Origin of the sequence: Allolucifera butyrica, assembly GCF_900476375.1 — a bacterium.
Taxonomy (GTDB): Bacteria; Bacillota; Negativicutes; order Sporomusales; family UPPP01; genus Lucifera; species Lucifera butyrica.
Map to the genome: position 1 here is coordinate 79548 of NZ_UPPP01000094.1, position 24111 is coordinate 103658.

Consider the following 24111-nt stretch of genomic DNA (forward strand, 5'->3'; position numbering starts at 1 on the left):
GAGATGTCTAAAACTATGAATTTCACTATGTATGTACCTACGAAAATTTTATTTGGTGCAGGAATGCTCAATGAGCTTCACAAACAGGAATTGCCGGGTAAAAAGGCGATGATCGTTATTTCCAGCGGCAAGTCAACAAGAGCTAATGGCTATTTGGCGCGAACGGAGGAACAGCTTCGTTTGGCTGGTGTGGAAGCTATTGTGTTTGATAAGGTGCAGCCGAATCCGGTGAAGGACACAGTAATGGAAGGCGCTGCTTTTGCCAAGGGAAATGACTGTGATTTCGTGGTTGCGCTTGGCGGCGGTAGCTGCATCGACTCGGCCAAAGCAATTGCCATTATGGCAGTAAACGACGGCGATCTCTGGGATTATGTCGCAAGTGGCACAGGGAAGAAAAAACCAATTGTCAATGAGCCACTGCCGATTGTCGCCATCAGCACGACGGCGGGAACAGGCTCCGAGGCAGATGCGGGCTGTGTAATTACGAACCCGGCAACGAACGAAAAGCTCGGCATTAAGACACCGGTACTTTTCCCGAAGCTCTGCATCGAGGATACGGAGATGATGAAGAGCGTACCGCCGCTGCTTACGGCTTATCAGGGCTTTGATGCGTTGAGCCATAGCCTTGAAGGCTATGTTTCCAAATTTGCCAACCTCATGAGCGATATGTATGCCATCACGGCGATTGAAAATGTCGGACGCTATTTGGCTCGCGCGGTCAAGGACGGCAGCGATATGGAAGCCAGAGAACATGTGGCTTTCGGGAATATCCTGTCCGGTACGGTCATGTGCGTAGGCACAACTTCCAGTCAGCATTCTTTGGAACATGCTTTATCGGCTTATCATGAAAATCTGCCGCATGGCGCAGGTCTCATTATGCTCAGCCGCGCCTATTTTACGAACATCATTGAGCATCATGTATGCGATGAACGCTTCATCCGCATGGCTAAAGCCATGGGTATGGAGGATGCCAATAATCCGATGGATTTCATCACAATGCTGGAAAAGCTCTTGCTGGACTGCGGCGTAGCGGATCTGAAGATGAGCGACTATGGCATTACGCCGGATGAATTTCCGAAGATGGCCGATAATGCAATGGGCCCGATGGGCGGACTCTTCGCCTGCGACCGTGTACAGTTGACCAAAGAAGACTGTATCGCAATCTATGAGAAATCTTATAAATAACGGATAGGAGGAGAAAAAATGAGGAAGCTATTTATCCTGGCGCTGTCCAGCCTTATGATTTTTTCACTGACTGCTTGTGGTAGCAGTAATGCTGCAAATTCCGCCTCTTCGCAAAAGCAGGCGGCAGAGACTGTCACAGACAAAGCTAACTCGGCAAGTGCCAAGACTTCGGAGGTTAAAACAGCGAATACGAAGGGTAAAAAAATACTTGTAGCATATTTTTCCCAAAGCGGAAACACAAGAAGAGCCGCTGAACAAATCCACAAGCTTGTTGGCGGCGACATCGTTGAGGTTAAGACGGTAACCCCTTATCCGACAGGCTACAATGAATGCGTCGAAGTTGCCAAAAAGGAAAAAGAAACAAATGCCAGACCGGAACTTTCTACTAAAGTAGACAATATGGCCAGCTATGATGTCATTTTTGTAGGGTATCCCATCTGGTGGCATACAGCACCAATGCCGATTTACACCTTCCTGGAATCCTATAATCTTTCCGGCAAAACGGTAATTCCATTCTGTACAAGCGGCGGCAGCGATATCAGCGAAAGCATGGACGCCATTAAGAGCCTCTGCCCCAATTCAAACATCCTGGAAGGACTTACAGCTAATGATGCTAATAAAATCGAGCCATGGCTGACCAGAATCGGTATGCGTTGAGTAAATCGGTATTTAAGAAATGCCCCCAAAAATTATAACCAAAAGAAAGAAGCTGAAAAAATGGAAAAACGTATGTTAGGCAAAAGCGGTTTAGAGGTTTCATCAATTGGGCTTGGCTGTATGGGCATGAGCCACGGCTATGGTCCGGCCTCTGATAAAAAGGAAGCAATCGCAGTCATTCATCGGGCAGTTGATTTGGGAGTGACTTTTTTTGATACGGCAGAAGTTTACGATGACAATGAAATCCTGGTAGGTGAGGCTTTGGCTTCCTATCGTGATAATGTAGTAATCGCAACGAAATGCGGCATTAAAAACGTCAACGGGAAACAGGTGGTGGATGGACGCCCGGAAGAAATCCGAAAATCAGCGGAAAAGTCCCTGAAACGTTTGGGGATTGATACAATCGACCTCTATTATCTGCATCGGGTAGATACAAATATTCCCATTGAGGAAGTGGCGGGAACCATGAAGGAACTGATGCAGCAAGGTAAAATTCGCTATTGGGGACTTTCGGAGGCCGGAGTCCAAACGATTCGCCGGGCCCATGCAGTCTGTCCTGTAACGGCGATTCAAAGTGAATATTCTATGATGTGGCGCCAACCGGAGGAAGAATTGTTGCCTGTCCTGGAAGAACTGGGAATTGGCTTTGTTCCGTTCAGCCCGTTAGGAAAGGGATTCCTGACAGGAACCATTCAAAAGGATGCGAGTTTCGACAAATCCGATTTTCGCAGTATTGTTCCCCGTTTTGCGCCGGAAAACATTGCGGCAAACCAAGAACTTGTAAACATCATAACAGAAGTGGCCGCTGCTAAGAATGCAACGCCGGCGCAGATTGCGCTCGCCTGGGTACTCGCGCAGAAGCCGTGGATTGTTCCGATTCCGGGGACCCGTAAAATGAATCGCCTGGAAGAAAATTTAGGAACTGCAAACGTACAGCTGTCTGAGCAGGAACTTACTGCCTTAAATGAAGCGCTCGATAAAATCAAGGTGTCAGGGGATCGTTATCCGGCAGGTTCCGATGCGGCTAAACGGGTAGGAAAATAGAGTTTTTACGGTACACTACATCATTTCATGGCATCAATAAGTTTTTAATGAAAGAGTGAAAAAGATGAAAGTATTGCTGGTTAACGGCAGCCCGCATGAAAAGGGCTGCACCTATACGGCGCTTATGGAAGTTGCCGATACTTTGGAAAGAGAAGGTATCGAAGCGGATTTCTTTTGGGTTGGCAATAAACCTCTGTCTGGCTGTATTGCCTGTAAGTCCTGTGCGGAAAAGAAAAAATGCGTATTTGACGATAGAGTCAACGACTTTCTTGCGATTGCGGCAAGTGCCGATGGCTTTGTATTTGGTTCGCCTGTGCATTATGCAGCCGCAACCGGTAAAATTACTGCCTTCATGGATCGTGCCTTTTATGCAGACTTGCTTGCAGGCAGTCAGTCTTTTTATTTAAAACCGGTTGCGGCCGTAGTTTCCGCCAGAAGAGCCGGGACAACTGCCACCCTTGACCAACTCAACAGGTATTTCGCTATATCGGAGATGCCTGTCATTTCGTCGCGTTATTGGAATATGGTTCACGGCGCTACGCCGGAAGATGTTAAAAAAGATTTGGAAGGGCTGCAGACTATGCGCGTGTTGGCAAGGAATATGGCCTGGTTTTTAAAATGTAGGGAGGCTGGCATGAAGGCGGGCGTGCCGTTCCCTGTGAGAGAAGAAAACATCTATACGAATTTCATTCGGGAATGATCCAAGGTTCTCTATGCAAAATCTCGACTTAACTCCAAACGCTAACGATATTTCCATAAAAACTCTTTATTAATAAATGGGGGGAGTGAAAAATGGGAAAAAAGACTTTCTTTTTGCGTATTGGAATTTTGGTATTAAGTTTGATGATAACGGCCTATTCTAGTCAAGCATTGGCTTCAGTGACACAAGACAAGAAAGTGGAAGTTTATAATTTTGATAATCGAATTAATTCTGAGCTTAGGGAAGCTTTCTCTGGAATGCCGGTGTTAGATTATGTAAAGGATGTTGTGGCTTTTCGTGAAGCACATAAAGTTAGTCCAACAACTCTTCCGACTGATGACGCGGTATTAGTAAGGGAAGAAACAATTTCCGGTTATGAAGGTATCCCAGATCTAAAAGTAAGGACTTTCCAGCCAAAGACGAGAAGTGGAAATTTGCCTGCCGTCCTATGGATTCATGGTGGGGGCTACATACTTGGTAGCGCTGAGGCTGCTGAAGGACTCATATTACGTATTGTAAAAGAAGGGAATTGTGTAGTTGTTGCTCCTAATTACAGGTTGGCGCCTGAGAATACTTTTCCTGCAGCCATTGATGACTGTTACGCTACATTAAAATGGATGGCCGATAACAGCAAAAATAACTTGATGATTAATACGGAACGCATTGCTGTTGCCGGTACAAGCGCCGGAGGTGGACTTACTGCGGCCGTTGCGCTGAAAGCCAGAGATGAAAAAGGACCGTCAATCTGTTTCGAAATGCCGCTCTATCCCATGCTAGACGATCGCAATGTTACAGCTTCAAGTTACCAAGTAACTGATGGAAGGGTATGGAACAGAGAAGATAATGTAAAAGCCTGGGGAATGTATCTTGGAAATGGAAACGGAAAGAAGGTTTCTCCATACGCTGCGCCGGCCAGGGCCACTGACTTATCAGGGCTTCCTCCGACTTTTATTATGATAGGTGAGCTTGACGTTTTTCGCGATGAAGTAATTGATTATGCTAACCGCTTGATGCAAGCAGGTGTACCTACCGAATTGCACATTTATCCAGGGTGTTTTCACGGGTTTGAAATTTTTATTCCCCAAGCGGAAATCAGTAAGAAAGCCAAATCAGAATACATTGGGGCATTAACCAAAGCAATTAATCGATAGACTAACCATTGATATTCATAATTTATAGGGGGATTGAGCATGAATTATCAAAAACTATTTGCCGCCCTCTTGCTTTCTGCCAGCGTGATATGGTCGGGAAACGTAATGGCGGCCGACAGCGCCAAACCTAAACCGTTGGTCATCCAGGAGCAAGGCAGTTTTGCAGTAGGCGGAACAGTAATCAGTAATCCTGGCACCTTCGATCCAATCAAAAGAACGCCTGAGGGACAAACGCTACATGGCGATCATGCTTATGTATTCTACCAGATTCCGGTGAATGCCCGTAAACTTCCACTCGTTTTCCTGCATGGCGCCGGGCAGTTTTCAAAGACATGGGAAACTACGCCGGATGGACGTGAGGGTTTTCAGAACATTTTCCTGCGCCGCGGCTTCGGGGTCTACTTAATCGATCAGCCACGTCGCGGCGATGCCGGACGCAGCACTCTGCCAAGCACAATTACGGCTACGCCCGACGACCAGTTTTGGTTCGGTATGTTCCGCGTCGGCAATTGGCCTGATTTTTACCCGGGTGTCCAGTTTCCTCGCGACCCGGAAGCCTTGAACCAATACTTTCGTCAGATGACGCCAAACACGGGCCCCTACGATGCCGGTGTGATTTCGGACGCGGTTGCCGCGCTGTTTAACAAAATCGGCCCAGCAATTCTCGTCACTCACTCCCAAGGTGGCGGTCCGGGTTGGATCACGGCTATCAAGAGCCAAAAGGTCCGTGCCGTCGTTGCCTATGAGCCTGGCAGCGGATTTATCTTCCCAGAAGGCGAGGTACCTTCTCCGATGCCTAGCTCCGCTGGCCCGCTTGAAGCGTCAAGCGTACCTTTGTCAGATTTCATGCAGCTCACGAAGATTCCGATTGTCATCTATTACGGCGACAACATTCCGGATCAACCTTCGGCAAATCCGAGCCAGGACAATTGGCGTGTGCGTCTGGCGATGGCCAGGCTTTGGGCGGACGCCGTGAATCGCCATGGCGGCGACGTCACCGTAGTGCATTTACCCGAAATTGGCATTCACGGCAATACGCACTTTCCCTTCTCGGACATGAACAATGTCCAAATCGCAGACCTCCTGTCTAAATTTCTTAAGGAGAAGGGATTAGATTAATCTTAGTGATTGTCTAATTTCAACTGGTGATCTGTACCCGACGAGGAGTAATTGTGCTCCTCGTTGGATCATTTATCCACAAATAATAGATGTATAGGAGAGAAGGAGTTTCATTGTAGTGTTACTCCCCCAAAATAAATCGCTAATAGTTTATATAAAACACTTGACCTGGACTGAACTCCAAGTGATAGGCTGGATTATGACTCACGGAATGGTGATAAAGTCCAATACGAAAGGAGTACACTATGAAAAAATCGGTAACATTCAAAAATAAGAATCTGAAGATGGCTGGAGACTTGTACTTGCCGGAAGGGATAGATGAAAGTAAAAAATATCCTGCCATCGTTTGTGTTCATCCTGGCGGGGGCGTAAAAGAGCAGGTTGCGGGTTTATATGCACAAAATCTTTCCCAACTTGGTCTTATCGCCTTGGCCTTTGATGCATCCCACCAGGGGGAAAGCGAGGGTGTGCCACGTCTGCTCGAAGACCCTACATCCAGAGTGGAAGATGTGCGTTGTGCAATAGATTATTTGATCACACTTCCGCTTGTTGATGAAGAACGGGTCGGGGTGTTGGGGATTTGCGCCGGCGGCGGATATGCTATAAATGCAGCTCAGACCGAAAAGCGGATCAAAGCAGTGGCAAGTATCAGTGCTGTTGATATCGGTGATTTATTCCGAAATGGGCTAGGCGGTGGAACTTCGGTTTCGCAACAATTGGAAACCCTTAAAATGGTGGCAAAGCAGCGTACAGCAGAAGCAAAAGGAGAAGCGCCATTGTTGGTTCCATATGTACCTGATTCACCTGATGGTTTCGATGAAAAAACACCCATGCTTATGCGTGAAGCCTATGAATACTACAGGACTTCCAGGGCGCACCATCCTAATTCGACCAATCGTTTTCTGTTCAGCAGTTTCGATAAAATCATGGCTTTCTCGGCCTACAGCCAGATTAGCACTTTGCTGACACAGCCGCTATTAGTCATTGCGGGAAGCGAATCTGACACACGCTATTTCAGCGAACAAGCCTTCGAACTGGCAACAGGGCTAAAAGAGCTATTTTTGGTTGAGGGAGCAACGCATATCGCTTTGTATGATATACCGGAATATGTACAACAGGCAGTAGATAAACTTGCGGAGTTCTTTAGTAAGAATCTTTAATACGAACTAAAAAGATGATTGTATTAGAAAGGGGAATAGGAAATGGCAAATCCGAAAAGCCTTATCGCTTATTATTCACGCAAAGGAAACAACTATGTCGGTGGCAACATCGTAAACCTGCCGATTGGAAACACAGAAGTAATCGCAGAAAAAATCCGGAAAATCACCGGAAGCGATATGTTCGAAATCGAGACAGTAAAAGCTTACCCGGAGGATTATACAGAAACGACAAATGTAGCCCAGGCGGAAAAACGGCAAAATGCCCGGCCTGAGCTTACAGCAACTGTTGATATTGATGCATATGATGTGATTTACCTAGGGTATCCGAACTGGTGGGGCACGATGCCGATGGCGGTATACACCTTCTTAGAGTCATATGATTTTTTCGGAAAGACCATTATCCCATTTTGCACTCACGAGGGTAGCGGAATGGGCAGCAGCGGGCGCGATATCAAGAAGCTTTGCCCAGATGCAAAAGTGCTGTCCGGTTTAGCGATCCGCGGCGGCAACGTCGGCAGAGCGGACAAAGACGTCGCAGACTGGCTAAAAAACTTGATTTGATACCATGAACAATACAGAAGTCACTGTGAGCACAATAGCTCAATCGAATAAAACTGCAATATAGGGAAGAGAGGAACAGTTAAATGGAATACGTAAAACTTGGAAACACAGGCATGGATGTATCCAGGATTTGTCTTGGTTGTATGAGCTTCGGTATAGGAGAACGGGGATTATTTCCATGGGCGCTTGATGAGGAGCACAGTCGGCCTATGATCAAAAAAGCCCTTGAGTTAGGTATCAATTTCTTTGATACGGCGAATGTGTATTCAGACGGAACGAGTGAGGAGATTGTCGGTCGGGCTCTGAAGGATTTTGCCAATCGGGATGAAATTGTCCTTGCGACGAAGGTTTATTTCAAAATGCATGAAGGTCCAAATGGCGCCGGGCTCTCCCGCAAGGCCATTATGAGTGAGATTGATAAAAGCCTTAAACGCCTGGGAACAGATTATGTGGATCTATACCAAATTCACCGCTTGGATGCCAATACTCCCATTGAAGAGACGCTGGAAGCCTTGCATGATGTTGTGAAGGCGGGGAAAGCAAGATACATTGGAGCTTCCTCCATGTACGCCTGGCAGTTTATGAAGGCACTCAAAATAGCTGAGAAAAATGGCTGGACCCGGTTTGTAACTATGCAGAATCATTACAACCTCATGTACCGTGAGGAGGAGAGAGAGATGCTGCCGCTTTGTAAAGAAGAAAAAATCGGCGTGATTCCGTGGAGTCCGCTTGCGGCAGGAAGATTGACACATGATTGGGAGGCAACAACTCCTCGTACGAAAATAGATGCAGTTGCAAAAATGGTTTTTGATGAAACAAAAGAGCTGGATCAAAAAGTGGTTGAGCGACTAACAGAAGTAACAAAAAAACGGGGCATATCAAGGGCGCAAATGGCACTTGCCTGGTTGCTGCAAAAGGATACAGTAACAGCTCCCATTGTCGGTACTAGGGAAATCTCTCATATCGAAGAGGCGGTAGCAGCTCTTGCAATTAAGTTAACATCTGAAGAAATTGCATTGTTGGAAGAACCATATGTGCCGCATCCGGTGCTCGGTATGATGTGAGTGTTTTCTTTGAGAGCTGGGACGTTATAATACGGGTATCGGGAGGTGAACCCTCATGACGATTTCTGAAGTAAGTGAAAAATTTGGTATTCCGCAAGATACGCTTCGCTATTATGAACGCATCGGACTACTTCCAAGAGTAAACCGTAATAAAAGCGGAATCAGGGCTTATACCGAACAAGACTGCAAGTGGGTTGAGTTTATTCAGTGCATGCGAAATGCAGGCCTTCCGATTGAAGTTTTGATCGAGTATGTCGGACTGTTTCAGCAAGGCGACTCGACTATCGAGGCAAGAAAAGAACTCTTTGTCGAGCAGCGTAGTCGGCTTTTGAAAAGAATGGAAGACATGCAGAAAACTCTGGAGCGCTTGGATTACAAAATCGCAGTATATGAACAGACGGTAATTGAAAAAGAAAAAGAATTACAAAAGCCTGAGAAATAGTTTTAACGGAACATGTATTGAGTTGATCAATGTAGTTTGCAAAAGCTAAGGAGGCATTATTGTGGCAATTACAAAAAAAGCAAAAGCATATCACGAAAAGATGTTTCCTGGCTATGTGTCCGGCTTCCTTGCCACCGACCCAGAATTTATCGAACGGTTTGACAACTTCGCCTTCGACGAGGTGGTCAATTGCGACGACTTAGACGACAAGACCCGTTTTATGGCGATTGTGGCCACGCTGCTGGGCTGCCAGGGAACGGACGAGTTCCGCGCCATGATTACTGCTGCCATGAACTTTGGGGTAACGCCGGTGGAGATCAAGGAAATCGTCTATCAGGCGACAGCTTATCTGGGGATCGGGCGAGTGTTTCCATTCCTGAAAATCACAAACGAGGTGTTGACTGAAAAAGGAATCTCTCTGCCGCTGGAAGGCCAGGCAACTACCACGACGGAAAATCGTCTGGAGGCGGGCATTCAGGCGCAGGTGGATATTTTCGGTGAGAATATGCGGGAATTTTACAAATCCGGTCCCGAGGAGAGCCGCCATATCAATTACTGGCTGGCGGATAACTGCTTTGGCGATTACTATACCCGCAAGGGACTGAACTACAGGCATAGGGAGATGATCACCTTCTGTTTCCTTGCGGCTCAGGGCGGCTGTGAACCACAACTCACTAGCCATGCGGCGGCAAACATGAGAATCGGCAATGATAAGGCGTTTCTGATAAAAATCATATCTCAGTGTCTCCCCTATATCGGTTATCCCCGCAGCCTGAACGCGCTCCGGTGTGTCAATGACGCCTGCAAATAAAGGAGGAATTTCAAATGAACAACGAAAGAAACGAGCTTTTTAAGACAGGCGCTCCGCTGCCTGAAATGTTTTCCCAATACTTTAGCGGTCAGGCTTATTTGCAGCCGCTGACCGACAAGGGCGGTCCAATTTTTAACGTGACATTTGAGCCGGGTTGCCGCAACAACTGGCATATACACCACAAGGGCGGGCAGATTTTGCTCTGCACCGAGGGGCGCGGCTGGTATCAGGCATGGGGGGAGGAACCCCAAGAGTTGCAACCGGGCGATGTGGTTAATATCCCGCCTGAGGTTAAGCACTGGCATGGCGCGGCAAAGGACAGCTGGTTTGCCCATCTGGCGGTGGAGATTCCTGCCGAGGGGGCTGCCAACGAATGGCTGGAACCGGTGGACGACGAAGCATACGGCAAGCTGAAATAATCAAGAGGTGCGCTCATGGACAGACCGTATATCATATGCCATATGGTGACATCGCTGGACGGGAAGGTCACCGGAGACTTTTTAGGAAAAAGCGCATACAGTGGACTCATTGGAGACTACTACAGGATTCACAGGGAATACGATGCGGACGGCTTTCTCTGTGGCAGGGTGACGATGGAGGGCAGCTTTCCCCAGCCGCCCGTTCCATCGGCTGTGTACGACGGATCGCCCATTGCGCGGGAGGATTATGTCGCGGAGAGGGCGGCGTTTTACGCGGTTGCCATCGACCCGCGGGGCAAGATTTGGTGGGACAACCGCGCTATTGCCGACCAGGATGAGGGTTATGATGGTGCGCATGTCATCGAGGTGTTGACACAGAGCGTTTCCGACGCCTTTTTAGTGCATTTGCAGAAAAAGGGCGTTTCCTATCTCTTCGGCGGTAAAACCGAGCTGGACCTCGCCCTTGTCGCCCAAAAGCTCAAGCGGCTGTTTGGCATTGAAAGGTTGCTGCTGGAGGGCGGCGGCATTGTCAACGGCTCCTTTCTGCAAGAGGAACTGGTTGATGAAATCAGCCTTGTGGTAGTGCCCGAAGCCGAGTGTTCGGAAAATGCGGTTTCGCTCTTTAAAACAGGCAAATATCAAACCAGCAACATGCACGTAGCTTCCTTTCGGCTGAAAGAAGCAAGGCGGCTAAACGACGACGGACTATGGCTGACCTATCAAAAATAATGAAGGATTAAACTATATGTAAAAAATACAAATTATGAAGGGATAAGTAGAATGAGTAAAAAGGAAAAAGATGTTGTAGTATTGGTTGGTGCTGGTTCTATTGGACAGGCCATTGCTCGCAGGGTGGGAGCTGGCAGGCATGTGGTTTTGGCGGATTTGCATCAGGAAAATGCCGATGCGGCAGCAAAGGTCTTTGTAGACGCAGGGTTTGAGGTTAGTACAATATCTGTGGATATTTCCTCTCGTGAGTCAATTCTGAAGCTCATCGGACATGCGCAGGAGTACGGGCCTATCACGAATCTTATCAATGCAGCGGGTGTATCGCCATCCCAGGCTTCTGTACCGGTTATCTTGAAAGTTGATCTCTATGGCACGGCAATGTTGCTGGAGGAGTTCAGCAAGGTCATCGCTGATGGCGGCTCGGGAATCATCATTTCCTCGCAGTCGGGTCATCGGCTCGGGGCGCTTTCTGAGGCGGAGAACATGCAGCTGGCAACAACACCGACAGAAGAACTTCTAGAGCTTCCGTTTATCAAGGATATCACTGATACGCTCAAGGCCTATCAGTATTCGAAGCGTTGTAATGTACTGCGCGTTATGTATGAAGCAACTCGCTGGGGCAAGCGGGGAGCAACGATTAATTCCATCAGTCCAGGGGTCATCATTACACCACTGGCAAATGATGAACTGAATGGTCCACGCGGTGAAGGCTATCGCAAGATGCTTTCCCTTTGCCCGGCAGGACGTGCCGGCACGCCAGATGAAGTGGGTGAGCTTGCTGAGTTTCTTATGAGTAAACGCGGTCGCTTCATTACAGGAGCGGATTACCTCATCGATGGAGGTACGACGGCGTCCTATTGGTACGGCGATCTTCAATACCTGAAGGAAACCCATTGATTTTAATTCTTATTGGGAGAATGCGGATATAAAAAAGTTATTTATTGCCATGCTGTCCCTTGTTGTGTTGATGCTGTCTGCAGCCTGTGGCAGTACGATGGGAAATAGCAGTAGCTTTTCGAACCAGAAAGTTTCTACGGCAACGCAGGCTTCGTCAGCGGGCAGCGCGCAGGCGGTTACTCCAGAAAAAGTGCAGGGTAAGAAAATCCTTGTAGCATACTTTTCCCGTACGGGCGATAACTATGCGGTAGGCAATATTTCTAAGGGCAATACGCATATTGTAGCCGACATGATTGCCGAAGCGACGGGAGCAGATACATTTGAGATGAAAACCGTAAAGCCTTATCCAGAAAACTATAGGGAATGTACAGAGGTCGCGAAAAAGGAGCTTGCAGATAATGTACGGCCGGAGCTTACGACCAAAGTGGAGAATATGCAGGACTATGATGTAATTTTCCTTGGTTACCCAATCTGGTGGAGTGATATGCCGATGGCAATCTATTCCTTTATGGAAAGTTATGATTTTAAGGGCAAGACCATCATTCCATTTTGTACCTCGGCTGGTGATGTGTTGACGGGCAAGGAAAGCAGCATCCCGAACTATGCGAAGGGTGCCAAGATACTGCCAGGTCTAGGTATTGAAGGCAAACGTGCACAGGAAAAACCGGACAGCGTACGTCCAGAGGTCCAACAGTGGTTGGCAAAGCTTGGATTTGCTAAATGATGATAATCAGGATGATATTGCGATGTTGGTTGTCTTAAGAAAAGAATTGGGGATTAACAGAGACTTAAAATTCATTATGTTCCCAAGCTGTTTTACGCTGAGTTTCTTCACGCTCGGTTGCCGTTTTGGCCGAAGAATCAAAGAGGCAATTATCCTCTTCGGAAATCCTGGCAACAGCCGCGCAGGCGACCGGTTCGGCAGCGAAGGAACGGGCAATTAGGGAAACTGCATCAGCAGAAGTGGATATGCCTTTGGCAGCGTAGCGGATATTTTGCCGCTGGTCGGTAAGTACCTGTTTTTCTGTGGCAGCAAGAAGATGAGCCAGCTCGTTTTCCTGGTTTCTTAGTTCGGACTGCCGCTTGGTCAGGCGCTGCATTTCTTTTCCGACGGATTGGTTTTTCTTTAAAATACCGGCTGTGATGGCGGACAGCCTTTCTTTAGCCTGTGGCGTCGCAGTCAATTGTTCAATTTCTTTTTCCAGACAGGAGATGCGTTCCTTTAAGGCAGTATACGTTTGTGCTGCGGCAAGGGTTTGCATCTTTTGTGTTTCGATAGCGATTTGAGCGTCCTGGTATTGGTGTTGTGCTTGGGTACTTAGCATTTTGTCATACCACTTCGGTTTTTCTAGCATGGTCAATGCGTATTCGCGGGAAAGAAGAGAATCTTCTGCGTTGCGTTTTTCACGTTCTGATCTGGACAACTCTTTTTTCAGCTTTTGCAGAGCTTGCATTTTTCCTTCACTCAGGCGATAGAGCGCAATCGTTTTGGCGCGCTTTTCGGAAATGTAGAGGGGGCGCAGCGTTTCTATCTCTTGGAGAGTGCGCTTCTGTTCAGCGCGTAAGGAATATAAGGCGGTACGCAAAATGCCTTGAACTTCCCGCGCGGTATAGCGCTGTTTATGCGGCGTTTCTTTGGTTGGCAGATGCGAGAATTTGTTTTTGACCAGAGCGGTTTCTCTTATTAGCTTTAAGCGAAGAAGGGTGAGTCGGCGGATACGGTCTGTTGTTTCGCCTAGCTTATCCTGCATCATACGGTAGGCGGTTAGCTGGGCTTTTTGCGCCAGCAGAATCGCATTGACTTTGCGGGTAACAGAGGATTTGGCCTTTGGTGTGTTAAGGTGTTGGCGGATTTCCTGCAGTATATTGCGTTGCTGTTTGCGCTGTGCCGCATGGGATTGGGCTATATTTCCCAAACGTTTTTGCTCGGCGAGAAGTGCGGTTGTCTCTTTTGGTGAAGAAGCCGTTTTGAGCCGGATTTTGACATCCTTTTGAGCGCGTTTTAGGGCAAAAAGATCCTCGGAGAGCTGAGTGTCTTTTTGCCATGCGGCTTCAAAATCCGGATTATTGAGTGTCCTGATGTATTCTTCCTGGGCTTTGCGGATCGCCTGCGGATAGGTAAGCAGATTCTTTTCCATATCGGCCAGAATAGCGGCCCGCTTTTTAAGTTCCTCCTTTTGCAAAGGAAGCTCTACCAGGGTGGCCTGCTCAACTTCTTCGAGCCGTGATGCCTGGTGCAAATAGGCAAGACAAGCTCTGGCCAGTCGATCTTTTTTATCCGTGAGGGGGGCAATGGAACGAAGCGGTTGTGCCGCTTGACGCGCTTTCGCCGTACAGTTTTCAATGGTCTGGCAGAGCAGTGTCTCTTCTTCGTTAAACTGCAAGACGGCCAGCGCTGATTCGCAGTACGCGATCTGTTGGGACAGTGTTTTATTCTCCTGCCTCTGTAAGCTGGCAAGATGGTCTTTTTCTTCACTGCATTTTTCGCGTACTGCTTCCAGGATAATGGATAAAGATTGCTGGTCGCGGTGTGCACCTTTTAACGTGGAAAAAAGCTCTTTTTCCTGTTGGCCCATTTCGGAAAAACGTTCGGCCGCCAGGTATTCGCCAAAATGCCGGATGTTTCGGCAGGCAAGATCCGTTGCTTTTTGCGCAGTGGCGAGGTCAAGGGGAGGAGACAGGGGGGATTCATCAGATGTGCTGTGTAGTTGGACATCCACTTGCTCGGTTAGCTTTTTTGATTTTCGCCCATTTTTATAGTTCTGTAATTTCTGCAGACGGTCGGCCGATTCTATTAACTGGCAAAGCTCTTTACGGAGAGCACGGCGCTCTTTTATGGCGATCACCAGCGGGTGATCGGGAGTATTCGCAACCGTTGGGCCGATGTGTTTTTCCGGTTCCAGGGAAAAGAGCCTCTCCGTCAAGGCATCCCCCTTCTGGGCGGCCTCCTGCCTGCGTGCACGATAGGAGCGGTGGTCGACGCATTCCGCATGCCCATGTTTTTCTAACGCCGCATTCGTCAATTTGGCAAAATCCTCGCGCAGATATAACAGGTGGTTCCGGCCTTCTATTTGTTTATTCCAGACGGGAGCAACGGCGCAGCCGCCTTCGCGGCGCCGGTCCACGATGCTTCCGTCCTTACGGGTATAGAGCCGGCGAGCTTTTTGAAAAAAACAACGTGGCTGGCGTTCGCTTTCCTTTTCCAAGGCATCCAGTTTTCGCGGTGAAAACATGAGATGGCAGTGCAGGTTTTCTTCGCCTTCGCCCATGGCGGCCAGCTTGTTGTGGATGGCATATGAGTAATAATAGTCTGTTCCGAAATGTTTGCCGATAAATTCCTGAGCAAGTGCGAGGTTCTGTTCCAGCGTCAATTCGCTTTGCAGGGCAAATTCGATTTCCTTGTAGGTATGCACAGAAGTTTCATAAGCGTCTGCGGCCCGGAAGAAGGCTTTCGGTGAGTTCTTCGCCCATTCGGGGAGGTGATGTCCGCCGCAGATAAAACCTTCTTTTTGGCTGTATTTTTCCTGCCGCGCAATATAGGCAAGGTGATCGGCGGCAGCGATATGTCCGGCGCGCTTTTGATCAAGGTTTGCATACTTCCCCTCGCGATGATTATATTCGGCGTGGTCGCTGGCCAGGATGATGCGTCCGCCCGGTGTTTTGTTGTCTTTGATCGTAAAGTGGTAAAGCGCCATGACCGGATACCCCCTGAAAGGAAATTTGCCAACCGCAGGTTCAGCGCAGCCGAAGGCAAGCGGCAGATGGGTTTGGCGCGACTTGACGAAACCGTCAAGTCATAAGTGCGCCTGTCTCTTTTTCGGGCTGCTGTTTCGTTTTCATTGTAGCATGGCCGCGAGAAAATCATGTTGCACGCTGCTGTAGGAGTTGCGCACACCGTCTATTCCTGGTTATACGGGCTCCGTATAATGAAAAAAAGGCGGTGGAAAAGCATGGATAGCCTAGCGGTAATTGAGAAGAAAATCGAGCAGAGGCAAATCACTTTAAAGCGGGTGGATAAGGCGTGCCGGTCCTTGCTACATAAATATAACGCACGTATTTTCCACGATGCGTTGCGACAGGCCGGCTGGCAGGGTAAAGAGGAATGGAGCGAGGAGGAATTTTCCTTGCTAGTCGGCTTCCTGCGTGCTTTAAAATGCCGTGCTATTTCTGAAACCGACCGCCGCCTTTATTTGCACTTTGCAGCAGGCAAAGCAGCAAAGAAAGAGGGGGATGGGTGATGACAGCGGCAAAACCGAAAACGATTGAAGAGATGGAGGAACGGCTTGGCATTCTTTACAGGCGGCGGCAGAAAGCGGAGCAGCGGCTGAAAAAGTCGACTGCGGAAATGAGAACAGTGGAAAAGAAAATCAGGGAGTTAGAAGAGGCAAAGTTTACCCGCGAGTGTCGAGACTTCGGTTTGCGCTTGGCGCAGGCAAATCTTTCCCCGGGGCAGGTGGATATGGAAAAGGTCGCCCAAATGGTTGCGGCAAACCGCGGCGAATACGCCCGGCCGGCAGATTCTCCTTTGCCGGAAAATCCGCTTAACCCGGAAGACGGGAGGGAGACCGAATGAGAGTTTGGATTGCCGAAAAACCGAGTGTTGGGCGTGAACTGGCCAAATATTTGGGGAAGGGGACGCCAAGGAGTGGATACATTGAAATTGCAGGGACAAGCGATGTGGTCACCTGGCTGTTTGGACATATTCTGCAGCAGAAAACTCCGCAGATGTATGATCCGCTTTACAATTCGTGGTCGCCTGCGTTGTTGCCGATTGTGCCCCAAAGATGGGAGCTGTTCGTCAAGGCTGAAGCAAAAGAACAGTTTCAGACGATCAAGGATTTGTTAAAACGGGCGGACGAAATCGTTCACGCCGGCGATCCCGACCGTGAGGGCCAACTGCTGGTAGACGAGCTGCTGGAGTATTTGAAAAATAGAAAGCCGGTGAAAAGGCTTTTACTGAATGCTCTCGATGAAATCTCTATCAACCGGGCTTTGGGGGATTTGAGAAATAATGCCGATTTTCAGCCGCTCAAGAATTCGGCGCTTGCCCGCAGCCGCGCGGATTGGCTGATTGGTATGAATTTAACACGCGCCTATACAGCAATGGCCAAGCAAGCGGGTTACGATGTGGTCATGCGGATTGGCCGGGTCAAGACACCGACAATGGCGCTTGTCGTGAGACGTGAACGGGAAATCCGGGCATTTCGGTCGACCAAGCATTATGGAATTCAAGTGAGCCTGGAACAAAAGGGGAAATGCTTTTCGGCAGTGTGGCTTATACCGGAGGATTTTCCCGGCTGCGACAGTGAAGGGCGGATATTAAAACGAGAGCTTGTAGAGCGCGTTACGCATGAGATTCTACAGTCCGTAAACAATGGTGAAGTCGTTCGGGTCGAAGACGCGGCAAAAAAAGAAGCGGCAGAAGCGCCCCTTCTGCCGCTTAGCTTATCTGCACTGCAAATTCAAGCCGGCAAGCTCGGATATACGCCGCAGCAGGTCTTGGATCTAGCGCAAAAATTATATGAAATGAAGCTGACGACCTATCCGCGCTCCGACTGCGATTACTTGCCGGAAGCTCAATTCAAAGATGCAAAAGTCATTTTTGAGAATTTGGCACGGGCGGGTTGGCAGGCAGAAGTGGCAGGCGCGGATGTAAGCAGAAAAAGCCGGGCCTGGGTAGATGAAAAGGTTTCGGCGCATCATGCAATTATCCCGACAACCCTCCCGTGCGATCAGGCAAAACTTACGAAAGAGCAGCAAGATATTTACGCCTTACTTGCCCGCTCGTATCTTGCACAATTTTATCCGCCGCATCGCTTTTCTAAGACGGTTCTTCGCATCCGTATAGGCAACTATATTTTTCAGGGGACCGGGAAAGTGGTCTTGGAACAAGGCTGGCGCGCCTTATATAAGGCGGAACCAGATGATGAAAAGTCAGAGGAGGAAGCCGTTTTCCCTGATCTTAAAAATGGGGATGTAGTAAACTTACGGGAAATGTCTTTACAAGAGAAAATGACAAAGGCGCCAAAGCGCTTCAATCTTTCCAGCATTATTGAAGCCATGAAGAGCATTCACCATTTTGTTCGGGAAGAGACCTTCAAGGCGCAGATGAAAGAATGCTCCGGTATTGGAACAGAGGCAACACGGGCAGGAATTCTAGATGAACTCGTACAGGGAGGATTCCTGCGGGTCGAAAAAAACATGCTTTATGCAACAGATATTGCAGAAAAGCTGTTTGACGCGCTGCCGGAATCACTGGCTTACCCCGATATAACGGCAATTTGGGAGGACAAACTTGCACGCATTGCTAAAAACAACTTTTCGGCAGATGCTTTTCTTGATGCGACCACGGATTTTGTCAAAACTCTGCTTCGGGAAGCTAGGGGAAAAACCATTTCGGCAATGGAAGGGCAAATCCTATGCCCGGTTTGCAAAAAGGGATTTTTGAAGCGGCGCAGCGGCAAGAAAAAGGGAACATACTTCTGGGGATGTTCGTGTTATCCTGATTGCCAGACAAGATATTTTGATAAACGGGGAAAACCGGATATCGGGTAAATCCATTGTAAAAAACTGCCTTAGTCTTCTGGGAAGCATGAGGACTAAGGCAGTTTTTTACATTTTTTGATAATTTGTCTGGCAAAATTGCCCAAATGTATTTTTCAACTGTTTTAGTTGTATGAAGGGAAAATGTGGAGAGTGTCTTTGCGGACACAAATAAATTAGGACGACGTGCATTCGCATAGATCTCTCTTTGCTGTGAAGGGAGGTGATATGATGGAATGCCAGGAGCGTTTTGATAGTTTTTGTAAAACCGTCTTACGGAACCATGCTCACAACTACGATCAAATGTTACGCCGTCGCAGAAAAAGAGAATGTTTCTCGGAAGATATTTGCGAAGACAAAAGATTTCAGCGCCTTTTTTCTGTCGCACCTTTTCAAGATACTTATGTATTTCGTGTATTGGATATGGAAGTGAGCGTGGAAGATGTACTTCTCGGCGAAGCTTTACAAGAATTATCCGAGGAACGAAGAACAATTGTTTTACTGTCGTACTTTTTGGATATGACGGACAGCGAGATTGGTGCATACTTGCATCTTATCCGGCGGTCCGTATCATATCGCAGAGGCACTACGCTAAAGCAACTAAAAAAGTACTTGGAGGATTTGGCAAATGAGGAAAAAAGAGAATGCTAAATTGAGGAAATCGAAATGGAAACGCTCATTACTTCCGCATGAAGTTATTTTAGCTGCTGTACGGGGAGAAGAACCTGCGCTAAGGCAGGTATTAACGTACTATGAACGCTATATAACGCGGCTGGCATCCAAAGAATTATATGATCGGTATGGAAATTTATATACTTGCGTGGATCACGAGCTGAAGACAGAACTGCAAAATAAGCTGATCGCGGGAGTTTTAAAATTCCGTACCATGTAAAAGAAGCATGTTCTTTGAAAAAGAAAGCGCAAATGCGCAGTATAAACTTTGCGGATACAAGATAATGAAACTCCCGTATAGCTCTAGTCCGAGCAGAGAGAAACTGTCGCAGGCGAAGGTACGGCTGCACGGAGGTGCAGGGGTGGAATTCCCGTGGGCATAGATGCCGTCCGCAAAGTTTTTCTATATTATAGGCATAGTTGGCAAGGAGGAAGTGATAATGAAGAAAGAGCTCATCCAATATAGCATGCAGATTGCAATGTTAAAACAGTTACTTTCCCGTAGCTTGATTACAGCAGATGAGTATAAGGCAATCAAAAGTAAATTAATGAAAGATTATGGGATTACATCTGACATTATGGCTTGAATTGTATCTACTTTATATTTATAATTAGAGATATAAAGAAAATATAAAATAAGTATAGAGTAAATACAAAGTGAGGTGGTTGGATGTGGCTGAAGTCGAAGTTATAAAAGCAAGACAGGACTTATTAGTTCCAAGAAGGGGAATTGGAATTGAGCAGTTAAGGGTTGCGCCATATTGTAGAGTTAGTACTGATGATGAGGAACAGTTAGACAGTTATAAATCTCAAGTTACATATTATAAAGACCTTATTAATAAAAAGAAGGAATGGATATTAGTCGATATTTATGCTGATGAAGCAATTACAGGTACTATGGTTACGAAGCGGGAAGATTTTCAACGGATGATCAATGATTGTTTAAATGGCGACATTGATATGATTATTACAAAATCTATATCACGATTTGCCAGAAATACATTGGATACGCTCAGATATGTCCGCATGTTAAAGGAAAAGAATATAGCAGTCTTTTTTGAGGAAGAAAACATTAATACCCTGACTATGGATGGAGAACTGCTTTTAGTCATTTTAAGTTCTGTAGCGCAACAGGAAGTTGAGAATATTTCTGCGCATGTAAAAAAAGGATTAAAAATGAAAATGCAACGGGGAGAGCTAGTTGGCTTTCAAGGGTGCCTTGGCTATGATTACAATCCAGAAGATAAAAGTCTCACTGTTAATGAAGAGGAAGCAAAAACGGTTCAATATATCTTTCAAAGATATATTGAAGGAGCCGGAGGAAGTATAATTGCCAGAGAACTTAAAAATTTAGGTGCCAAAACAAAGAAAGGGACAGCAACGTGGGCAATTAGTACTGTAATGGGTGTTATAAAAAATGAAAAATATAAGGGTGACATTCTACAGGGAAAGACGTTTACAGTAGATCCCATTTCTAAACGAAGGCTGGAGAATTTTGGGGAAGAGGATCAGTTTTATGTCCGAAATCATCACGAGCCGATTATAAGTGCTGAAACGTTTGCGCAGGCTCAGGAAATACGACTAAAGAGAAGTGTCGTACGGTCTAGGGTTGTACAGAATGGTGGTAAAAGAGAGAAGTTTAGTAGACAATACGCTTTTAGTTGCATGATAAAGTGTGGTTTTTGTGGAAGTACACTGACACGACGAAGTTGGCATAGTGGTACAATATATAATAAAATCACATGGCAATGTGTAAAAAGCACGAAAATGGGCAAACAATTCTGTCCTGACAGTAAAGCTATTTCTGAGGAGGCCATTGAGAAGGCTTTTGTTGAAAGCTATCGCCTCCTATGTAGTGATAATAAAGAAGTGGTAGAAGATTTTCTGAAAAAGATTGCAGATACTTTAAATGGTACTACTATTCAAAAAGAACTTTTAAAAATAGAAAAGTCGATAGAGACAATAGAAGGCAAAAAAAATAAGCTCATAGATATGCGCTTAGAAGAAACTTTGGATAAAGAAACATATGATACGAAATATGCAGAGTTACTCCAGGAGTTAGAAATAAAATTAAAAGCAAGAGATCAGTTGGCATCTACTTTAGAGGATGAAGCAGGTATAAAGAGGCGAATGTCTGAGTTTAAAAAAGTGTTAGAGAAGAATGGAGTTTTAGATACCTTTGATCGCTATGTTTTTGAAAGTGTTGTAGAGAAAGTAATTATTGGAGGAATTGACGAGGATGGTAATAAAGATCCTGCTCAAATAACTTTTGTGTACAAGACAGGGTTAAAGAGCAAATTAAAAGGTGGAAATTTCAGACCTATAAGGAAAAATGCAAAAAGTAAATTAACGTCAAATCATCAATCTGCTATTGCTGATAAATTGTGTTCAGATATGACCGATGAGGCTGAAAAATTGTATCCTGATCATAGCGTCGGCTCATGTGGAATCGGTTGTGAAGATTGAGAGGATAAAATGCCTATAAATCGAGGCGTTCAGGCGTTTTGAAGCTTTAGCGATTGTAAGGTAACCCTTAAGAGATAAAAAAGATGACAAAGAGCTTAAATGTGTAAATTCAAGGCTTTCCTGAATTCAATACATCCAAATCTCGTTACCTCCTTGCTATATTTCATCTAAGATAATAAAATGAAATTGACATATTTTGTTGAGTTTTGCTATGAAATTACAAATATGGAGGATTGCAAGATGGCGGACAAGCAAATATATCAATTTCCATCAAAAAAACCGATTTCCATGAAAGCAGCATTATATTTGTTTGGACACGGACCCTATAGAGAGCCAAGAATAATCGAGATGCAATATCTTAGGATATTAAGATATTGTGAAGCATTAGAAAATAAACTGGAAAAGAAAGTTGATATAAAAGGAATTTATATTGATATTAATTTTCCTAGAACAGAAAATAAAGAGAAGCTACCTAATCTACAGATTTTGTTGGATGATGTGAAAACACAAAAAATTGATACAGTAATTGTTGATATATGTAATGGAGACAGTTTTCAACAGAATAAATACGCTTCAATAATTTGTGCTATGGAGAGAGTCGGTGCAAAAGTTTATAATTGCTATTATGATGATGAAAATGTGTTGTTGGCTCAACTAATTAAACATTATGGTGAAAATGTGCATTCATATATGCTGCCAAATGACAGAGAAGAATTTGTTGAATTATTTCCTGCATTAGCTTCTGAAATTACTTATGAAGTTCTAGAGGATAGGCTTTCGAGGATTTCTGCAGGTAATAATGATCCATTTATAAATTATGTGTATCGAAAGATCAATTCTCTAAGAAATGAAAATCCATATAATCGTTCATCGCTACCTTGGCTTAGCGATAAAAACTTTTAGAGTTACATCAACTAAAAGAAGATGAATTAGACAAAAGAAGACTGATAGAAGAAACTTATATTCTTGGACCTGACCAAACAGGAAAGTTATACGATGAGGACATTGCCAGATTACGCGGACAGAAGAGTTTCGAATGGGTTTTAAGCAGGCTTAACGATTTGGGATTTCATCATCATGTTAATGAAAAAAAGCATACCTTTATAATGGAATATGGTGGATATTCATTATACGCAGACCCTAGAGAAGAAGGGTCTATTGAAATGTTTGTTTATAAAAAAGAAACAGAAGAGGGAACTAAGAAAGACGAGGGGACGGTGGTTGTGTCTTGCGAGTGGCAGTAAAAGCAGTATAATTTCCATGGGGTGATTATAATGGCAAGAGTTGCCCGGAAAGAAAGTAGTAGTAGTATCTATCATGTAATGATTAGAGGTATAAATAAGCAGGTAATATTAGAAGATGATGAGGATAATAAAAAATTTTTAGAAGTATTAAAGGTTTGTAAGGAACTAAGCGGTTATAGAATATATGCCTATTGCCTTATGGGGAATCATATTCATCTGCTGCTAAAAGTTGAAAAAGAAGGTTTAGAACAAATCTTTAAAAGGCTAGGTGCGCGTTACGTATATTACTTCAATCAAAAATACAAAAGAAGTGGACACTTGTTTCAAGACAGATTTAAAAGTGAGCCAGTAGAAAATGAAGATTACTTAATAACCGTATTAAGATATATACATAATAATCCGGTCAAAGCGGGAATGAGTGTGTCGGTTGATCAATATCAATGGAATAGTTATAATCAGTACATTCATTTCGCATCATTGGTCGACACCGAATTAGTTCTTGGGATGATGGGGATAGATGAATTTATTTATCTCCATCATCAAGCCGATAATGAAACTGTTTTGGATATCAAAGAAGATAATTTTAGGATGACAGATGCTGAAGCAAAAATGATTGTCAAAAAAGTTTGTGGAACAGAAAGCAGCAATGATTTTTTATATTTAGACATTCAGGATCGAAATAGATTCATTAAGGAACTGAAGGGAAAAGGTTTATCAATACGGCAATTGGCCAGAATTACTGGGGTAAGTAAAGGAATTATTGAAAAAATTTGAGCGGACACAACCACCGTCCCCGTGGCTTCTGTCACTGAAATCTACTTTCCTGTAAAGAAATAACATAAAAGGAAGCCCCGGTCGAGTAGAAGCGCACCTCATGGTGCGCTTTTTCTCAACTGGGGCTTCCCAAGGATGTATGTGCCTTTAAAACGAAGATTTAAGCAATTCTGCAAAAACCTTTTCCTTTACTTGCAATAATCCCAAAATCATCCTATAATTAATAACGGGAAAGAAATTGAAAATCGCCATGACCCGTAAGTGTTACGAGCACTTACGGGCTCATGCAGGTGAAGGAACCACCTACACGCAACAGCTAGCTGTCCATGACGATGATCTATATTATACCCGTATCTTCCTGTATTTACAAGCGACGGTATGTTCGGGTATAGTAGGATGGCAGTCTTGGCAGGGGCTTAGCGACTGCATGCATTTAATTGACATATTCAAAAATAACAGGCAGGATTAAGAAT

At 45.6% G+C, this 24111-nt stretch carries 26 protein-coding genes; 25 read left to right on the plus strand and 1 reads right to left on the minus strand.

Annotated elements, in window-relative coordinates:
* Window positions 1-15 precede the first annotated feature (15 nt).
* The 15 genes from LUCIF_RS19280 to LUCIF_RS19350 all read left to right on the plus strand — a co-directional run bounded on the left by LUCIF_RS19280 (window position 16) and on the right by LUCIF_RS19350 (window position 12663).
* Window positions 16-1185 carry an iron-containing alcohol dehydrogenase gene (locus tag LUCIF_RS19280; RefSeq protein ID WP_122629488.1) on the plus strand — a complete coding sequence of 390 codons (1170 nt, stop codon included), beginning with the start codon at window positions 16-18 and terminating at the stop codon, window positions 1183-1185.
* An 18-nt stretch (window positions 1186-1203) separates the two neighbouring features.
* A complete protein-coding gene (locus LUCIF_RS19285) occupies window positions 1204-1842 on the plus strand; it encodes a flavodoxin (RefSeq protein ID WP_122629489.1) in 639 nt (212 codons plus the stop codon).
* A 60-nt stretch (window positions 1843-1902) separates the two neighbouring features.
* Window positions 1903-2886, plus strand: coding sequence for an aldo/keto reductase (locus LUCIF_RS19290; protein ID WP_122629490.1), 984 nt, complete (start codon window positions 1903-1905; stop codon window positions 2884-2886).
* Between the two features lie 64 nt (window positions 2887-2950).
* Window positions 2951-3586: a flavodoxin family protein gene (locus tag LUCIF_RS19295; protein ID WP_122629491.1), complete on the plus strand. Its 636-nt coding sequence runs from the start codon at window positions 2951-2953 to the stop codon at window positions 3584-3586.
* A 92-nt stretch (window positions 3587-3678) separates the two neighbouring features.
* Window positions 3679-4737 carry an alpha/beta hydrolase gene (locus LUCIF_RS19300; RefSeq protein ID WP_207858089.1) on the plus strand — a complete coding sequence of 353 codons (1059 nt, stop codon included), beginning with the start codon at window positions 3679-3681 and terminating at the stop codon, window positions 4735-4737.
* A gap of 39 nt (window positions 4738-4776) precedes the next feature.
* Window positions 4777-5856: an alpha/beta hydrolase gene (locus tag LUCIF_RS19305; RefSeq protein ID WP_122629492.1), complete on the plus strand. Its 1080-nt coding sequence runs from the start codon at window positions 4777-4779 to the stop codon at window positions 5854-5856.
* A gap of 245 nt (window positions 5857-6101) precedes the next feature.
* Window positions 6102-7016, plus strand: a complete 915-nt coding sequence (locus tag LUCIF_RS19310; RefSeq protein WP_122629493.1) for an alpha/beta hydrolase — start codon at window positions 6102-6104, stop codon at window positions 7014-7016.
* Between the two features lie 42 nt (window positions 7017-7058).
* The gene (locus tag LUCIF_RS19315) at window positions 7059-7577 is read left to right on the plus strand and encodes a flavodoxin (RefSeq protein WP_122629494.1); all 519 of its coding nucleotides are present in this window, start codon (window positions 7059-7061) and stop codon (window positions 7575-7577) included.
* 83 nt (window positions 7578-7660) lie between these two features.
* Complete coding sequence (locus tag LUCIF_RS19320; protein WP_122629495.1) at window positions 7661-8641, plus strand: aldo/keto reductase; 981 nt, start codon at window positions 7661-7663, stop codon at window positions 8639-8641.
* 55 nt (window positions 8642-8696) lie between these two features.
* On the plus strand, window positions 8697-9083 hold the full coding sequence (locus LUCIF_RS19325; protein ID WP_122629496.1) for a MerR family transcriptional regulator: 387 nt from the start codon (window positions 8697-8699) through the stop codon (window positions 9081-9083).
* A gap of 61 nt (window positions 9084-9144) precedes the next feature.
* A complete protein-coding gene (locus LUCIF_RS19330; RefSeq protein WP_122629497.1) occupies window positions 9145-9894 on the plus strand; it encodes a carboxymuconolactone decarboxylase family protein in 750 nt (249 codons plus the stop codon).
* A gap of 14 nt (window positions 9895-9908) precedes the next feature.
* On the plus strand, window positions 9909-10313 hold the full coding sequence (locus tag LUCIF_RS19335) for a cupin domain-containing protein (protein ID WP_122629498.1): 405 nt from the start codon (window positions 9909-9911) through the stop codon (window positions 10311-10313).
* Between the two features lie 15 nt (window positions 10314-10328).
* Window positions 10329-11042: a dihydrofolate reductase family protein gene (locus LUCIF_RS19340; RefSeq protein ID WP_122629499.1), complete on the plus strand. Its 714-nt coding sequence runs from the start codon at window positions 10329-10331 to the stop codon at window positions 11040-11042.
* A gap of 51 nt (window positions 11043-11093) precedes the next feature.
* Entirely contained in the window at window positions 11094-11939 is an 846-nt protein-coding gene (locus LUCIF_RS19345; RefSeq protein WP_122629500.1) for an SDR family oxidoreductase, read from the plus strand.
* A gap of 97 nt (window positions 11940-12036) precedes the next feature.
* Window positions 12037-12663, plus strand: coding sequence for a flavodoxin (locus LUCIF_RS19350; protein ID WP_207858092.1), 627 nt, complete (start codon window positions 12037-12039; stop codon window positions 12661-12663).
* A 64-nt stretch (window positions 12664-12727) separates the two neighbouring features.
* Here LUCIF_RS19350 and LUCIF_RS19355 read toward each other — a convergent pair whose 3' ends face one another.
* A complete protein-coding gene (locus tag LUCIF_RS19355; protein ID WP_122629502.1) occupies window positions 12728-15634 on the minus strand; it encodes a MobA/MobL family protein in 2907 nt (968 codons plus the stop codon).
* 255 nt (window positions 15635-15889) lie between these two features.
* Here LUCIF_RS19355 and LUCIF_RS19360 point away from each other — a divergent pair, with 255 nt between their 5' ends.
* The 10 genes from LUCIF_RS19360 to LUCIF_RS19405 all read left to right on the plus strand — a co-directional run bounded on the left by LUCIF_RS19360 (window position 15890) and on the right by LUCIF_RS19405 (window position 23638).
* Complete coding sequence (locus tag LUCIF_RS19360; RefSeq protein ID WP_122629503.1) at window positions 15890-16177, plus strand: hypothetical protein; 288 nt, start codon at window positions 15890-15892, stop codon at window positions 16175-16177.
* The gene (locus LUCIF_RS19365) at window positions 16177-16512 is read left to right on the plus strand and encodes a hypothetical protein (protein WP_122629504.1); all 336 of its coding nucleotides are present in this window, start codon (window positions 16177-16179) and stop codon (window positions 16510-16512) included. Before LUCIF_RS19360 ends, LUCIF_RS19365 begins: the two co-directional genes overlap by 1 nt.
* Window positions 16509-18494, plus strand: coding sequence for a DNA topoisomerase 3 (locus LUCIF_RS19370; RefSeq protein ID WP_122629505.1), 1986 nt, complete (start codon window positions 16509-16511; stop codon window positions 18492-18494). The genes LUCIF_RS19365 and LUCIF_RS19370 overlap by 4 nt, the downstream gene beginning before the upstream one ends.
* Before the next feature lie 216 nt (window positions 18495-18710).
* Window positions 18711-19133 carry an RNA polymerase sigma factor gene (locus LUCIF_RS19375; protein ID WP_122629506.1) on the plus strand — a complete coding sequence of 141 codons (423 nt, stop codon included), beginning with the start codon at window positions 18711-18713 and terminating at the stop codon, window positions 19131-19133.
* A 1-nt stretch (window position 19134) separates the two neighbouring features.
* The gene (locus LUCIF_RS19380) at window positions 19135-19374 is read left to right on the plus strand and encodes a helix-turn-helix domain-containing protein (RefSeq protein WP_207858094.1); all 240 of its coding nucleotides are present in this window, start codon (window positions 19135-19137) and stop codon (window positions 19372-19374) included.
* Between the two features lie 220 nt (window positions 19375-19594).
* Window positions 19595-19741 carry an SHOCT domain-containing protein gene (locus LUCIF_RS19385; protein ID WP_122629508.1) on the plus strand — a complete coding sequence of 49 codons (147 nt, stop codon included), beginning with the start codon at window positions 19595-19597 and terminating at the stop codon, window positions 19739-19741.
* 85 nt (window positions 19742-19826) lie between these two features.
* Window positions 19827-21620 (plus strand): recombinase family protein, encoded by a 1794-nt coding sequence (locus LUCIF_RS19390; protein ID WP_122629509.1) that lies wholly within the window; start codon window positions 19827-19829, stop codon window positions 21618-21620.
* Between the two features lie 240 nt (window positions 21621-21860).
* Window positions 21861-22523 carry a hypothetical protein gene (locus tag LUCIF_RS19395; protein ID WP_122629510.1) on the plus strand — a complete coding sequence of 221 codons (663 nt, stop codon included), beginning with the start codon at window positions 21861-21863 and terminating at the stop codon, window positions 22521-22523.
* Between the two features lie 158 nt (window positions 22524-22681).
* Window positions 22682-22864, plus strand: a complete 183-nt coding sequence (locus LUCIF_RS19400; RefSeq protein WP_122629511.1) for a hypothetical protein — start codon at window positions 22682-22684, stop codon at window positions 22862-22864.
* Between the two features lie 30 nt (window positions 22865-22894).
* Entirely contained in the window at window positions 22895-23638 is a 744-nt protein-coding gene (locus LUCIF_RS19405) for a transposase (protein WP_122629512.1), read from the plus strand.
* Window positions 23639-24111 lie beyond the last annotated feature (473 nt).

Coding starts and splice junctions, on each gene's coding strand:
- LUCIF_RS19305 (WP_122629492.1), top strand. CDS start 4,777: ATGAATTATCAAAAACTATTTGCCGCCCTCTTGCTTTCTGCCAGCGTG.
- LUCIF_RS19370 (WP_122629505.1), top strand. CDS start 16,509: ATGAGAGTTTGGATTGCCGAAAAACCGAGTGTTGGGCGTGAACTGGCC.
- LUCIF_RS19345 (WP_122629500.1), top strand. CDS start 11,094: ATGAGTAAAAAGGAAAAAGATGTTGTAGTATTGGTTGGTGCTGGTTCT.
- LUCIF_RS19300 (WP_207858089.1), top strand. CDS start 3,679: ATGGGAAAAAAGACTTTCTTTTTGCGTATTGGAATTTTGGTATTAAGT.
- LUCIF_RS19360 (WP_122629503.1), top strand. CDS start 15,890: ATGGATAGCCTAGCGGTAATTGAGAAGAAAATCGAGCAGAGGCAAATC.
- LUCIF_RS19350 (WP_207858092.1), top strand. CDS start 12,037: ATGGGAAATAGCAGTAGCTTTTCGAACCAGAAAGTTTCTACGGCAACG.
- LUCIF_RS19375 (WP_122629506.1), top strand. CDS start 18,711: ATGATGGAATGCCAGGAGCGTTTTGATAGTTTTTGTAAAACCGTCTTA.
- LUCIF_RS19340 (WP_122629499.1), top strand. CDS start 10,329: ATGGACAGACCGTATATCATATGCCATATGGTGACATCGCTGGACGGG.
- LUCIF_RS19315 (WP_122629494.1), top strand. CDS start 7,059: ATGGCAAATCCGAAAAGCCTTATCGCTTATTATTCACGCAAAGGAAAC.
- LUCIF_RS19395 (WP_122629510.1), top strand. CDS start 21,861: ATGGCGGACAAGCAAATATATCAATTTCCATCAAAAAAACCGATTTCC.
- LUCIF_RS19285 (WP_122629489.1), top strand. CDS start 1,204: ATGAGGAAGCTATTTATCCTGGCGCTGTCCAGCCTTATGATTTTTTCA.
- LUCIF_RS19365 (WP_122629504.1), top strand. CDS start 16,177: ATGACAGCGGCAAAACCGAAAACGATTGAAGAGATGGAGGAACGGCTT.
- LUCIF_RS19325 (WP_122629496.1), top strand. CDS start 8,697: ATGACGATTTCTGAAGTAAGTGAAAAATTTGGTATTCCGCAAGATACG.
- LUCIF_RS19280 (WP_122629488.1), top strand. CDS start 16: ATGAATTTCACTATGTATGTACCTACGAAAATTTTATTTGGTGCAGGA.
- LUCIF_RS19385 (WP_122629508.1), top strand. CDS start 19,595: ATGAAGAAAGAGCTCATCCAATATAGCATGCAGATTGCAATGTTAAAA.
- LUCIF_RS19335 (WP_122629498.1), top strand. CDS start 9,909: ATGAACAACGAAAGAAACGAGCTTTTTAAGACAGGCGCTCCGCTGCCT.
- LUCIF_RS19310 (WP_122629493.1), top strand. CDS start 6,102: ATGAAAAAATCGGTAACATTCAAAAATAAGAATCTGAAGATGGCTGGA.
- LUCIF_RS19320 (WP_122629495.1), top strand. CDS start 7,661: ATGGAATACGTAAAACTTGGAAACACAGGCATGGATGTATCCAGGATT.
- LUCIF_RS19355 (WP_122629502.1), bottom strand. CDS start 15,634: ATGGCGCTTTACCACTTTACGATCAAAGACAACAAAACACCGGGCGGA.
- LUCIF_RS19405 (WP_122629512.1), top strand. CDS start 22,895: ATGGCAAGAGTTGCCCGGAAAGAAAGTAGTAGTAGTATCTATCATGTA.
- LUCIF_RS19295 (WP_122629491.1), top strand. CDS start 2,951: ATGAAAGTATTGCTGGTTAACGGCAGCCCGCATGAAAAGGGCTGCACC.
- LUCIF_RS19290 (WP_122629490.1), top strand. CDS start 1,903: ATGGAAAAACGTATGTTAGGCAAAAGCGGTTTAGAGGTTTCATCAATT.